Source organism: Sporosarcina sp. P32b (assembly GCF_002743335.1).
Classification (GTDB): domain Bacteria; phylum Bacillota; class Bacilli; order Bacillales_A; family Planococcaceae; genus Sporosarcina.
The window spans coordinates 1-12839 of the sequence record NZ_PDZB01000040.1 but is presented as its reverse complement, the minus strand read 5'-3'; the positions used below and the strand labels follow the sequence as shown (position 1 = coordinate 12839).

General features: G+C 41.1%; 12 protein-coding genes. 5 read left to right on the top strand and 7 right to left on the bottom strand.

The features are described 5' to 3' along the window. Positions 1–512 precede the first annotated feature (512 nt). The 6 genes from CSV64_RS16085 to CSV64_RS16060 all read right to left on the bottom strand — a co-directional run bounded on the left by CSV64_RS16085 (position 513) and on the right by CSV64_RS16060 (position 9142). Positions 513–1604 carry a DUF4097 family beta strand repeat-containing protein gene (locus CSV64_RS16085; RefSeq protein ID WP_099635592.1) on the bottom strand — a complete coding sequence of 364 codons (1092 nt, stop codon included), beginning with the start codon at positions 1602–1604 and terminating at the stop codon, positions 513–515. Between the two features lie 80 nt (positions 1605–1684). After that, complete coding sequence (gene uvrA, locus CSV64_RS16080; protein ID WP_099635591.1) at positions 1685–4552, bottom strand: excinuclease ABC subunit UvrA; 2868 nt, start codon at positions 4550–4552, stop codon at positions 1685–1687. A 7-nt stretch (positions 4553–4559) separates the two neighbouring features. Further along, positions 4560–6542, bottom strand: coding sequence for an excinuclease ABC subunit UvrB (uvrB, locus tag CSV64_RS16075; RefSeq protein WP_099635590.1), 1983 nt, complete (start codon positions 6540–6542; stop codon positions 4560–4562). A gap of 208 nt (positions 6543–6750) precedes the next feature. Beyond that, on the bottom strand, positions 6751–7008 hold the full coding sequence (locus CSV64_RS16070) for an IDEAL domain-containing protein (protein WP_099635589.1): 258 nt from the start codon (positions 7006–7008) through the stop codon (positions 6751–6753). A gap of 192 nt (positions 7009–7200) precedes the next feature. Beyond that, complete coding sequence (locus CSV64_RS16065; RefSeq protein ID WP_099635588.1) at positions 7201–8412, bottom strand: ABC transporter permease; 1212 nt, start codon at positions 8410–8412, stop codon at positions 7201–7203. Beyond that, positions 8396–9142 carry an ABC transporter ATP-binding protein gene (locus CSV64_RS16060; protein ID WP_099635587.1) on the bottom strand — a complete coding sequence of 249 codons (747 nt, stop codon included), beginning with the start codon at positions 9140–9142 and terminating at the stop codon, positions 8396–8398. The genes CSV64_RS16065 and CSV64_RS16060 overlap by 17 nt, the downstream gene beginning before the upstream one ends. 121 nt (positions 9143–9263) lie before the next feature. Here CSV64_RS16060 and CSV64_RS16055 point away from each other — a divergent pair, with 121 nt between their 5' ends. From CSV64_RS16055 to CSV64_RS16040, 4 genes are all read left to right on the top strand, one after another. Beyond that, positions 9264–9689, top strand: coding sequence for an HIT family protein (locus tag CSV64_RS16055; RefSeq protein WP_099635586.1), 426 nt, complete (start codon positions 9264–9266; stop codon positions 9687–9689). A gap of 195 nt (positions 9690–9884) precedes the next feature. Then, positions 9885–10241 (top strand): YtxH domain-containing protein, encoded by a 357-nt coding sequence (locus tag CSV64_RS16050; RefSeq protein WP_099635585.1) that lies wholly within the window; start codon positions 9885–9887, stop codon positions 10239–10241. 190 nt (positions 10242–10431) lie between these two features. Next, a complete protein-coding gene (locus CSV64_RS16045; RefSeq protein WP_099635584.1) occupies positions 10432–10995 on the top strand; it encodes an HTH-type transcriptional regulator Hpr in 564 nt (187 codons plus the stop codon). An 86-nt stretch (positions 10996–11081) separates the two neighbouring features. Then, a complete protein-coding gene (locus tag CSV64_RS16040) occupies positions 11082–11267 on the top strand; it encodes a hypothetical protein (protein ID WP_029054118.1) in 186 nt (61 codons plus the stop codon). Between the two features lie 43 nt (positions 11268–11310). Here CSV64_RS16040 and CSV64_RS16035 read toward each other — a convergent pair whose 3' ends face one another. Then, the gene (locus CSV64_RS16035) at positions 11311–11412 is read right to left on the bottom strand and encodes a YjcZ family sporulation protein (RefSeq protein ID WP_099635583.1); all 102 of its coding nucleotides are present in this window, start codon (positions 11410–11412) and stop codon (positions 11311–11313) included. Positions 11413–11571: 159 nt separating this feature from the next. Here CSV64_RS16035 and CSV64_RS16030 point away from each other — a divergent pair, with 159 nt between their 5' ends. Beyond that, complete coding sequence (locus tag CSV64_RS16030) at positions 11572–12531, top strand: peptidylprolyl isomerase (RefSeq protein ID WP_099635582.1); 960 nt, start codon at positions 11572–11574, stop codon at positions 12529–12531. The last annotated feature ends 308 nt before the right edge of the window (positions 12532–12839 follow it).

Genomic DNA, 12839 nt, shown 5'->3' with positions numbered 1-12839 from the left:
AGCGGATACGGACCACGATAGAGCGGACATCCACCCTCATAGAGCGAAAACGCAGCAACAATGAGCACTTACACGAATTATTGAGCGGCACAGGCGATTGACCTCTAGGAGCAGAGTGTAATGAGCGGGTAAGCGGCAGGATTGATCGCTTACCCCGTAAGTTTGAGCGGATACGGACCACGATAGAGCGGACATCCACCCTCATAGAGCGAAAACGCAGCAACAATGAGTACCTACACGATTTATTGAGCGGCGCAAGCGATTGACCTCTAGGAGCAGAGTGTAATGAGCGGGTAAGCGGCAGGATTGATCGCTTAACCCGTAAGTATGAGCGCTTCCAGACCCGGATAGAGCGGACAACTCTCTCAATAGAGCGAAAACGCAGCAACAATGAGCACCTACACGATTTATTGAGCGGCACAAGCAAATCCCCCCGCTTCATTCAAACAATCAAAAAAACCAAAAAACACCTGCACCGCCACAAATGGCAGTGCAGGTGTTTGATTATGTGATTAATCCATATCGACAGAGTTATAGCGAACCATGACAGTGCCTGTCTTGGACTCTCCCGTGATGTGCAACGGCTCTTTCATTGAGTCTTCAACGTTCTTGCTAAAGCGGATCGTACGGTGTAAGAACTGTTCTTGTTCTTCCACACGTGATACATCTTTCAATTGCAAGTCAAGCTTACCCATGTTGGAAGTAATCTCTCCCTTAACACCTATAGTAGATGGGAAGTAAATTTCAACCGTACCGCTGATTGACTTCGCTTCTAATTTTTTTGCATCAGCAGAAGAAGTTGTCAACGTCACGTTTCCATTTAAGGATTTTGCGTCTACATCATTCACCGCGCCATCTACATAGACACGACCATTTAATGTTTCGGCTTCTAGCTTTTCGCCAGTAACTTTCAACAAACGGACCATACCGTTTGCAGTCTCTAGCTCCGCTTCATCAAATTTAATATCGGCACATTCAATTTTACCATTTGCCGTTCTAATACGCAGATCTTTAAAGTCCACGCCTTCAACAGAACATCCGCCGTTCAATAGACGGACAGAAAGTTTACTATACGGCGTTGTAGTCGGTACGTACAGATGTAGGTTGACTTGCAGCATCTTCAAGTCGCTTCCGATGCGCAACTTATTGCCGTCTTTTACGAACAATAACTTTTCTAGGAACTGGCTGAGTGCACCTGCTTCAGAATCATGATTGAAATGCTTTACAGAGAACTTCGCCGTGATTTCCTCAGTATCTGAAGGATGAATTTCCACAGTACCGTGATCGATATGGATGATGATTTCTTCAATATCTTCTACGGACTTACTTTCTGTATGTGTAAAGGAAACAGATTTGCTGAATGGTGCTTCGAAATCGAATTCTTTCACACGGTGTACTGCCGTATCCATAAATTGCATGAAGCGGTCACCTGCTGAGACGAATTCTTTGCGGATATCTTCGAAGAAAGCATCAGCTGAAGAGCTCTCTTCCGCTGTTCCTTGCTCAGATTCTTTACCCATGGCTTCCAGTAATTTCAATGCTTCATCAGCTGTGATTTTACCTTCTTCAAGCATCGTTAGTATTCGTATGCGTTCATTTTGCATTTCCAGATTCCTCCTTGTTTTGAACAATCTTTTCAGTAGCTATCTATTTATACGGTTCTGCGGAACAAAAGTTTCATTTTCTATTTCTTTACTACTTTTTTTATTTGTTCTTTCATCCGATTTCGATCTCTTTCTAGGATGGTCTTCAAATATTTACCCGTATAGGATTCTTTGACTTCTGCTATCGCTTCGGGTGTACCCGTCGCAACAATTTCTCCGCCTTTGTCTCCGCCTTCCGGACCGATATCGATAATATAATCGACAGTCTTAATGACATCCAAATTATGCTCAATAACGAGAACTGTGTTCCCTCCATCAACTAGACGTTGAAGAACTTCAAGTAACTTAGCTATATCATGTACGTGCAAACCTGTTGTCGGCTCGTCCAAAATATAAAACGATTTACCCATGGACCGTTTATGCAATTCAGAAGCCAATTTCACACGTTGGGCTTCTCCACCTGACAGTGTCGTTGCTGGTTGACCTAATTGTACATAGCCTAAGCCTACATCGACGATCGTCTGCAATTTACGATGGATTTTCGGGATGTTTTCGAAAAATACGACCGCATATTCTACTGTCATTTCCAGTACGTCTGCAATATTCTTTCCTTTATACTTCACCTCAAGTGTTTCACGGTTATAACGTTTACCGTGACATACTTCGCACGGTACATATACATCCGGAAGGAAATGCATTTCGATTTTGATGATTCCATCTCCACGGCATGCTTCACACCGTCCTCCCTTGACGTTAAAACTAAAGCGACCTTTTTTATAGCCGCGAACTTTCGCTTCATTCGTCATCGCAAAAACATCGCGTATATCATCAAAGACGCCTGTATACGTAGCGGGGTTGGAACGCGGTGTACGGCCGATTGGTGATTGATCGATATCGATAATCTTCTCCAAATGTTCCACACCACTAATACTATCGAATTTTCCAGGTCTTTGTTTGGATCGATTCAATTTCTGGGCCAATGTTTTATGCAAAATATCATTGACCAACGTACTTTTACCTGAACCGGAAACTCCTGTAACTGCGATAAATTGACCGAGTGGGAATTCTGCATCAATATGCTTCAAGTTATTCTCTGAAGCGCCTTTAACGATAATGCTGCGCTCATCACGTGACCTGCGTTCAATCGGTAGTGGAATGAATTTCTTCCCGCTCAAATATTGACCGGTCAGCGACTTTTTGTTTTTCATCACTTTCGCAGGAGTACCTGCAGCTACCACTTCTCCACCTGCCACGCCAGCACCAGGACCGATATCAATTAAATAGTCTGCGGCCATCATCGTGTCCTCGTCATGTTCTACAACAATTAACGTATTTCCGATATCTCGCATGCTTTGAAGCGTGCCAATTAATCGATCATTATCTCGCTGATGAAGTCCAATTGAAGGTTCATCGAGAATATACAGAACACCTGTCAAACGAGATCCGATTTGTGTAGCCAGTCGTATACGCTGTGCCTCTCCACCTGATAATGTTCCTGCTGAACGAGATAAATTTAAATAATCGAGACCGACGTTCACTAAGAAACCTAAACGTTCTTGGATTTCCTTCAAGACCATGTCTGCAATTTGTGTGTCCTTCTCAGATAGAATTAATTGGTCAAAGAATTTCGTCGTTTCAACAATCGAACGTTCCGTGATCTTCCCGATATGCTCTCCGTTCACTAAAACCGAAAGCGATTCGGGTTTTAGGCGGTAGCCTGTACAAGTGGGACATGACTTCTCCGTCATATATTTACCCATCTGCTCACGTATATAGTCTGATGATGTCTCATGATAACGACGTTCGACGTTGCGCAAAACACCTTCGAAATAAATATCGCTATCGCGTGTGTTTCCGAATTCATTTGTATAACGGAAACGAATCTTCTCTTTTTTGGATCCTAGCATCAGTTTTTCAATATCTGAGTCAGCTAGTTCTCTAACCGGTACATCCATTGGAATTTTATAATGCTTGGCAATCGTCTTCAGAAGTTCTGGATAATATTGCGAACTCGTTGGCTCCCAAGGGGCAATAGCGTGTTCTTTTAAGGTTAGGTCACTATTTGGAATGACTAAATCTGGATCCACTTCGAGTTTCATGCCAAGTCCATCACATTCAGGACATGCACCGAACGGACTGTTAAATGAAAACATACGCGGTTCTAGTTCGCCAATAGAAAACCCACAAATAGGACATGCGTGATGTTCACTGAAAAACAGTTCTTCTTCACCAATTACATCGACAAGAACATTACCGTCTGCTAATCGTAACGCAGATTCCAATGAGTCACTTAGACGTGTTTCTACGCCTTCTTTCATGACGATTCGGTCAATGACGATTTCAATTGTATGCTTTTTATTTTTATCCAAATCGATGTTATCGTCTAAATCAATTGTCTCACCATTTACTCGTACCCGTACATAGCCTTGTCTTTTAATATCTTCAAATAATTTGGCATGTGTCCCTTTACGTTCTGAAATAATAGGTGCCAAAATTTGAATTCGAGTACGCTCTGGTAACTGGATTACACGATCCACCATCTGCTGAATCGTCTGCGTAGAGATTTCAATGCCATGAAACGGACAATGCGGTTTCCCGACTCTTGCATAAAGTAAACGCAAGTAGTCGTAGATTTCCGTCACCGTTCCTACAGTAGACCGTGGATTTTTACTCGTTGTCTTCTGGTCAATAGAAATAGCCGGCGACAATCCTTCTATAGAATCCACATCTGGTTTATCCATTTGTCCAAGGAACTGACGCGCATATGCAGATAATGATTCCACATAGCGGCGCTGCCCTTCCGCGTAGATCGTATCAAAAGCTAGTGAAGATTTTCCTGAGCCCGATAAACCCGTAAGCACCACTAGCTTGTCGCGTGGAATCTTCACCGTAATGTCTTTTAGGTTATTCGCTCTCGCTCCCTGTATTACAAGTTCTTTATTTTTCATGCGGACTCTACCTTTCTGCTTTCAGTTCTAATACGGTATCTCGTAACTCTGCAGCTCTTTCGAAGTCTAAAGCTTTTGCTGCGTCTTTCATTTCTTTTTCCAATTTGGTTAGCAATATGCTTTTCTCGTCTTTGGAAAGCTTCTTGCCATTCGTCACCTTTTGCAAATACGATTCCGTTTCTTCAGCCACTTGAGTGGCACGGATCAATTCGCGTATCGGCTTAACGATGGTCGTTGGTGTTACACCATGTTTTTCATTATATGCTTTTTGAATTTCACGACGACGTTCCGTTTCATCAATAGCTTTCTTCATGGAATCTGTCATTTTATCCGCGTACATAATAACGCGTCCTTCTGAGTTACGTGCCGCACGTCCAATTGTCTGGATTAACGCACGTTCCGAACGCAAGAATCCTTCTTTATCCGCATCCAAAATCGTGACCAATGAAACTTCGGGAATATCGATTCCTTCACGCAGTAAGTTGATTCCGATTAATACATCGTACGTCCCGACACGCAACTCACGGATAATTTCTGTCCGTTCTAGAGTCTTCACGTCAGAATGGAGGTACTGAACTTTAATTCCGATATCTTTTAAATAATCCGTCAAGTCTTCTGACATTTTTTTCGTTAGAGTTGTTATTAATACACGTTCATTTCGCTCGATTCGAAGATGTATTTCATCCAATAAATCGTCAATTTGTCCTTCAATAGGACGCACTTCAATGATTGGATCAAGTAATCCTGTAGGACGTATAATCTGTTCTACCATTTCGTCTGTATGCTCAATCTCATAAGGACCTGGCGTGGCTGAAATATACATTGCCTGCCGAACATGCTTTTCAAATTCTTCAAACATCAATGGACGGTTGTCCAATGCCGATGGTAAGCGGAAACCATGTTCCACCAATACTTTTTTACGTGCCTGGTCCCCGTTGTACATTCCACGAATCTGTGGCAAGGAGACGTGACTTTCATCTACTACAATCAAAAAGTCGTCAGGGAAATAATCCAGCAACGTATATGGAGTTGCCCCGGCTTCACGCAACGTCAAATGTCTAGAATAGTTCTCGATTCCAGAACAAAAGCCCATCTCCCGCATCATTTCTAGATCATAACGCGTCCGTTGTTCTAGCCGCTGCGCTTCTAATAATTTATCATTATCACGTAAGTATTTAAGCTGTTCTTCTAACTCGATTTCAATATTTTCAATCGCTTTAAGTAACTTCTCTTCGCGGGTAACGAAGTGGGATCCTGGGAAAATAGCCACGTGATCACGATCGCCGATGACTTCTCCTGTTAAGGCATCCACTTCTCGAATCCGTTCGATTTCATCTCCAAAAAACTCAAGACGTATACAACGCTCGTCACGAGCTACCGGAAAGACTTCGACTACATCGCCTCTGACACGGAATGTACCACGCGTGAAATTGATATCATTGCGCTCATACTGAATGTCCACTAGCGTGCGCAATAGTTGATTACGCGGTATTTCCATTCCTTTGCGTAATGAAAAAACCATGTCATTATATTCTTCTGGCGAACCTAGACCGTAAATACATGACACGGATGCTACAATCAAGACGTCGTTCCGTTCGAATAATGCACTCGTTGCGGAGTGGCGAAGTTTATCGATTTCATCATTGATCGATGAATCCTTTTCAATGAATGTATCCGTCTGTGGAACATATGCTTCTGGTTGATAAAAATCGTAGAAGCTGACGAAGTATTCTACCGCATTATCTGGAAAAAACTCTTTGAACTCGCTATATAATTGGCCAGCCAACGTTTTATTGTGGGCAATGACCAGTGTAGGTTTATTAATTTCTGTCAGCACATTGGAAACCGTGAATGTTTTACCTGTCCCCGTTGCACCCAGTAACGTTTGATGCTTCTTGCCTTCTTTAATACCGTTAACAAGGCTGTCGATCGCTTTTGGCTGATCTCCTTGTGGCGTATATGGTGCCTGCAATTGAAATGTTTCGTTCAAATGGTTCCACTCCTCTTCTTAAACACCTGTCCTTCTATTTTACCACAACCAGTGTTTTTTCTAAAGAAATAACGAACGTACGTTTTAAGCTAACTCTCTATGTACTTTATTGTACCCTTGTACTTTGTGAAAGAAACTCACAGCGAGGTTATTCTATGCAATAAAAAAACACTGCCAGGATTTTGCCCTAGCAGTGCCTATGAATACATTATTTTGTTTTTAGTTCATAACCATGTTCTTGTGAAATGTCGATTAATTGTTGTGTATACAGGTCGAATGCTTCTTTGTCATTTTGATCCAGCGCATCGTCAATCAACAGCATGATTCGCGATTGTGTTTGTTCCCAGTGAATGTGTTGTAGAAACAGATCCCAATAGATTTCGTTCAGCAACTTTTCCGCTTGGAGAGAAGTGCCATTGTTACCTACCGCTTTCAAAAATTCAGCATATGAGTTGTTATTGTTCATCTCTCTCACCCCTGATACCTTTTAGTAATTATATATGCAATAGAATACAAATTGCAACCACTAATCTAACTATTCGAACTTTTGAATTACTTTAATATAATTAGAGGAATTTTTACTAGGTACATATATTCAGACAATTCTGTGATATGAATTACATTACTAGCAGTAGTTCTACTTCACTCTGGACGAACATCATATTTCTTTTACCTGCTCTTTAGTTAATCGGATCGTTGCCTCACCGACAATGAGTGCGATCGCCGCAATCAAGAGAGGTGTTATACTTAGTCCATACAAAGGTAATGCCGCCAGTAATAGAATAATTGCTTGTAGCCAAATCAGTTTTCTTACTAACAAACGAACCGCTTTGATTTGCGATTTTTCCTGTTCTTCAGGGAATAGCAGATCCATCGTGAACTCGACGCCACCTTCAAGCGCCAATATCAACTGAACAGCTGTCGCAAACGCTAGAGCTCCTACAAAAATGAACGATACAATTGGTAAGGGTATTAAGAACGCACCCAACGCAGACAGTGCCGTTAATCTAACCCACAACCAAAATGTATCATCTGTACGAATAAATGTACGTACGATTAAGTAGTTTTGTACATCCTTGCGCTTGAATGTAGACCGTTTCATAGCAATCTTCAACCAACTCCGCTTACTCACTGAACCAACCAAATGCGGTACTTCCGTGAAGTAATTCGCAAATCGATAGAAACGCATCATACGATTTTGTTCCAGTTCAATAAACTGCTCATACGGAAATGGAAAATGCTCCGCTTTCTTATCCCAAAACTTCGCATAGAGCATAGCAATCAGAATTCCGATAAAGATTGCAACCGTACTCCACGTAAGAGCAAAGTGAATCGTTAGAAATGTTAAAACGAGTCGTAACACACGATCCGGCCAAACGAAGTTATGCTTCGCAATACGAACACTGTATTCAGTCCCTACAAATAGCCCTTTAAACACGATGATTAGTAACATAATGAGAAGATAATCCGTTCCTGTTCCCACTTCTGTTGCTTTTAATAACGGCAAAGCAACGACCATAGCAATTAGTGGTAAGGGAAGTTGTGAAAATGTCGACCAAGTGATCGAACGTTTCATATAGCTCGGCAATTGATTTTCTAATGGCAGGAAAAAAACGATATCTGCCGGCTTTAGTAACGTAGTCGGTGCCGCTTTCATTAATAAGAGTGCAATGACGATAGATACGATGAAAACTGAAGGGAATGTAACGGGCACTTCTTTTAGCCATTCACTATACGCATAGCCCCCCGCTCCAATGGCAAACATGAAGACGATAGCCAAATGTCCAGTGAATACATAGCGCATATATTTCTGTAGTTCATTAACGTAATGGAAGAACCGTTGTCCCCATATCTCATGCATGTTGTTCATGGTCAGTTTCCTCAGTCATTGCGATATATAAGTCATCCAGTGTGGCATCCGGTCGCCCGAACGTCTTACGCAAGTCGTCCATTGTACCGTTCGCACGCACCCGGCCTTCGTGCAACAAGATAATGCGATCACAATACTTCTCAGCCGTCGCCAATACGTGGGTGGACATCAAAATAGAAGCCCCTGCATTTTTTCGTTCAATAATTTGGTCTAGCAATGCGCGAATCGCTAGAGGATCCAATCCGACGAATGGCTCATCGATAATATATAATTTAGGTTCGACTAGGAAAGCACACATGATCATGACTTTCTGTCGCATACCTTTAGAAAAGTGAGCTGGAAACCACTTTAAGCGTTTTTCCATACGGAACTCTTTCAGCAATTGTTCGGTACGTATTTCAAATTGCTGCTTGTCCAAACCGTATGCCATCGCAGTCAGTTCCAAATGTTCTTGTAATGTAAGTTCTTCGTATAACACGGGCGTCTCTGGAATATAACTGAATGATTGGCGGTAATGTTCCTTATCACTAAACGTCGCACCGTCAATTTTGATAATTCCTTCAAGCGGATTCATGACACCGATAATATGTTTGATTGTCGTACTCTTCCCAGCGCCATTTAGACCGATTAACCCGACCAACTCCCCCTCTTCTATCTGAAATGAAAGGTCATGTAAAACGGGCTTGCGCGTATAACCACCTGTAACGTGTTCTAGTTCTAGGATTGCCATTATATTTCCCCCTATCTTCTTTTATTATTTTAGCAAAGAAATTGTAAAATTGCTTTATCCGCCTTCGTTAACTATCTGAAAATATGCTACAATACATCCAAACATGAAAGGATGTGTAGAAATGACCTCATGTATTTTCTGCAAGATTGTAGAAGGAACGATTCCAGGAGAAAAAGTATACGAAGATGATCACGTAATTGCTTTTATGGACATTATGCCTGTTACGAAAGGGCACGTACTCCTAATCCCAAAAACACATCGTGAAAATGTGTATGAATTAACTGAAGAAGAAGCTGCGAATTTATTTAAAGTAGCACCCAAAATCGCTAATGCATTAAAAGAAGAATTTCAACCGGCCGGAATGAACCTATTACAAAACAACGGATCTTTCGCTGGCCAGTCCGTCTATCATTTCCATATGCATTTAATTCCACGCTATGATAAAACAGATGGTCTGAAAGTCGAATTTGATACAAAAGTAGAGCAGTTCCCGATGGATGTAGTATCTGAATTAGCTACGAATATTTCAAGGCGTCTGCAACGATAACACGTGGCGGATACAGAGCAGAAGAGTGCGGCATTTTTCATTATTCCTCAAATTGAATTCCGCTCTTCTGTCCATTTCTCCATACGATGGAGATAAAAAGCTTTTGTTGGTATAATATTTCATTCATTTTCTTGCTCAACTACGTACGAACATGCTTTAATAAAATAATAACTATACAAAAGGAGTGTTCTCTACATGAAAGCGTCCACATTCTTTATTGGCCTGGCAGCAGGTGCTGTCACTTCTGCGGTAACCGTTCTATATTCTACACCAAAAGCTGGCAGTGAACTGCGTGACAGCGTCAAAAATGCATCACTCGAATTGAAGGATAAGTTGAAAGATGTCAAAGGGCAAGTCGCAGATCTAAAAGATTCTGTTACCGATTTATCGAAAGAAGCAAAAGAGCTAGTCCCAGAGACTGTCGAAGAAATGAAAGTTTCTGTAGCAGACTGGAAGCGCTCGACTGAACACAATAAGAAACGTTTAGAGAAAGAAATCTCTGCAATTCAAACAGCATTGGATGATCTCGAGAAATCAATTGGTACTCGCTAAGGTATTTCCATTTAGGCATCCGTTCTTCACTTGCTAATCTTTGAGTACGTACCCATAGTAAAAACAGCCGTAATATAGCTGTTTCTATGGGCATATACACTCAAACTGATTTATTTTACTATTCCGTCTTTTTTATTTGTTGTTTTTTTGGTATAATAAATAAAATGACTGAAAGAAAGCAGGTGTCTCGATGGCCGATCAAAATATTTCACGTAAAGATGCCATGATCTTCAATCAGCGCGTAGCCCAAATGTCCAAGGCGTTATGGAAAGCTGTAGAGAAAGATTGGCAACAATGGATTAAACCGTACGAACTCAATATTAATGAACATCATATTTTGTGGATCGCCTACCATTTGGAAGGTGCCACAATTTCAGACATCGCGAAATTTGGTGTAATGCATGTCTCAACCGCCTTTAACTTCTCAAAAAAGTTGGAACAACGTCAGCTTTTGTACTTCTCGAAAAAAGATGATGACCGACGCAATACATACGTGACGGTTTCAGAAGAAGGCAAAGCGTTACTCATCCGGATGAATGAAAATTACCATAATGAAGATTACAGCGTTCTTCAAGGTTCTCTTCCCATTCGTGATATTTACGGTAAATTTCCTGAATTCTTAGAGGTCATGTCCGTATTGCGTAACATCTATGGAGATGATTTTATGGACATATTCGAACGCGGTTTTCAGAACATCGAGAAGACGTATGTTGATTCAAATGATTACCTAACAAAATCTGAAGTAGAGTCATAACCACCTGCTCTTTACATGGTTTAGTTTTTTCCTTTTGATCACATATTCTGCTATGATAGTACAGAAGCAGAAAGAGGAGGTCTAAAATGGTTATAGCGATTACCATTCTATTTTCATTGTTCTACTTATATCAAATAAATAAAATGACATTTGCTCTTTGCCAATCTAGAGAGATTCCAGAAGAAAAGCAGCCAAAGATTTATCGAACTGTAAACATTCTGATCACAATCCTCATTTTATCCTTATATGTAGAAGTGTTCTTTAGTGCTTAACACTATGTATTGCCCACCCCCATTGCTGGGGGCGGGCTTTTTTTTAGCACAAGTATGCTGCACCGACGATAATTAACAAAATGAACAACACAACAATTAAAGCAAAGCCTGATGAACCTGATCCGCCGTGTGAATAACCGCTCATGAAGGCACCCCCTTTCACATTGTATCCTATGCGAAAGTAGAAAAAAGCGGTTGGGCAGTTTTTGATGTATGGAACCTTTTTGTTTTTCATACGTTATATGATATAGTGTTTACTTGAAGAATAGACAGAATCGATACTTAGATTAGGGGAGTTAATTACATGAAAAAGAAGATGTTAGCATTTACACTTGCAGCTTCGGTTGCAGCTTTATCCGCTTGTTCTGGTGGCGGCGATGAAAAGGTTATGACGTCTAAAGCAGGAGATGTAACGAAAGATGAGTTTTATCAAGAAATGAAAACATCTGTCGGTGAACAAGCCCTACAAATGATCATCTTGGAAAAGGTTCTGGATGATAAGTATGACGTAGACGATAAGCAGGTAGATGAAGAATTTGATAAAAACAAAGAACAACTCGGTGAAAACTTCGAAGCATTCTTGGCTCAACAAGGTCAAACACCTGAAAGCTTCAAGAAAATGATTCGTTTGAATAAATTGCAGGAAGCTGCATTGACTGATGGTATTGAAGTTTCTGACGAAGAGTTAGACAAACGTCTTGAAGAATCACAATCAGAAATCAACGCGCGTCACATCTTAGTTGAAGATGAAAAGACAGCAACAGAAGTAAAAGAGAAGTTGGATAAAGGAGAAGACTTTGCGAAAGTAGCAAAAGAATACTCTACTGATCCAGGTTCTAAAGATGAAGGCGGAGATCTTGACTGGTTCGCATACGGTGTAATGGTTCCTGAATTCTGGAACGCTGCATACGACTTAGAGCCAGGCAAAATCAGTGAGCCGGTTCAATCAGATAACGGATTCCACATCATCGAAGTAAAAGAAAAGCGTAAAGCTGATGATAAGAAAATCTCTGATGATAAGAAAGCTGAAATCCGTCAAGAGCTATTGATGGAAAAAGCTGACGAAAATGAGTTACTGGCTAAAGTTTCGAAGTTAGTTAAAGCAGCAGATGTAAAAATCAAAGATGAAGATTTGAAAGCTTCACTTGATTTGTTCAAGATGGAAGAGCAGCCAGCTGAAGGAGATGCTCGGGTTGAAGAAGAAGCACCTGCAGAAGACGCTCCGGCTGATGATGCTGAAGTAGAAGTTGAAGAAGGCAAGTAATATATGAAAAAGGTCTGCCCTGGAAGTTACAACTTCCGTCGGCAGACCTTTTTTTGTGTTTTCAATAGATTATTAGTGCTTTTTGAATTATTGTTCTGTTGTTAGTTAGAATGGATTACGTTTCTGTTTAGTGTGCGTAATAAGCGGCAATGGGTTGCGGTTCTTGCCCGTGCTTTTTCTGTTTACTGTTTAATCAGGTGATTGTGGTTTAGCTGTCTATGTAAGTGGCGAGTCCATTGTCCCCACTACGGCGCTGGTGGATGGCTTTCGCGAGGAGCCATAGACAAGGCCTGTCTTTGTCTCATTGC

Excerpts from the sequence above, each read along its gene's own strand:
- CSV64_RS16055 (WP_099635586.1), top strand. The coding sequence starts at position 9,264 with ATGACCTCATGTATTTTCTGCAAGATTGTAGAAGGAACGATTCCAGGA.
- uvrA (WP_099635591.1), bottom strand. The coding sequence starts at position 4,552 with ATGAAAAATAAAGAACTTGTAATACAGGGAGCGAGAGCGAATAACCTA.
- CSV64_RS16050 (WP_099635585.1), top strand. The coding sequence starts at position 9,885 with ATGAAAGCGTCCACATTCTTTATTGGCCTGGCAGCAGGTGCTGTCACT.
- CSV64_RS16040 (WP_029054118.1), top strand. The coding sequence starts at position 11,082 with ATGGTTATAGCGATTACCATTCTATTTTCATTGTTCTACTTATATCAA.
- CSV64_RS16030 (WP_099635582.1), top strand. The coding sequence starts at position 11,572 with ATGAAAAAGAAGATGTTAGCATTTACACTTGCAGCTTCGGTTGCAGCT.
- CSV64_RS16070 (WP_099635589.1), bottom strand. The coding sequence starts at position 7,008 with ATGAACAATAACAACTCATATGCTGAATTTTTGAAAGCGGTAGGTAAC.
- CSV64_RS16060 (WP_099635587.1), bottom strand. The coding sequence starts at position 9,142 with ATGGCAATCCTAGAACTAGAACACGTTACAGGTGGTTATACGCGCAAG.
- CSV64_RS16045 (WP_099635584.1), top strand. The coding sequence starts at position 10,432 with ATGGCCGATCAAAATATTTCACGTAAAGATGCCATGATCTTCAATCAG.
- CSV64_RS16035 (WP_099635583.1), bottom strand. The coding sequence starts at position 11,412 with ATGAGCGGTTATTCACACGGCGGATCAGGTTCATCAGGCTTTGCTTTA.
- CSV64_RS16085 (WP_099635592.1), bottom strand. The coding sequence starts at position 1,604 with ATGCAAAATGAACGCATACGAATACTAACGATGCTTGAAGAAGGTAAA.
- CSV64_RS16065 (WP_099635588.1), bottom strand. The coding sequence starts at position 8,412 with ATGAACAACATGCATGAGATATGGGGACAACGGTTCTTCCATTACGTT.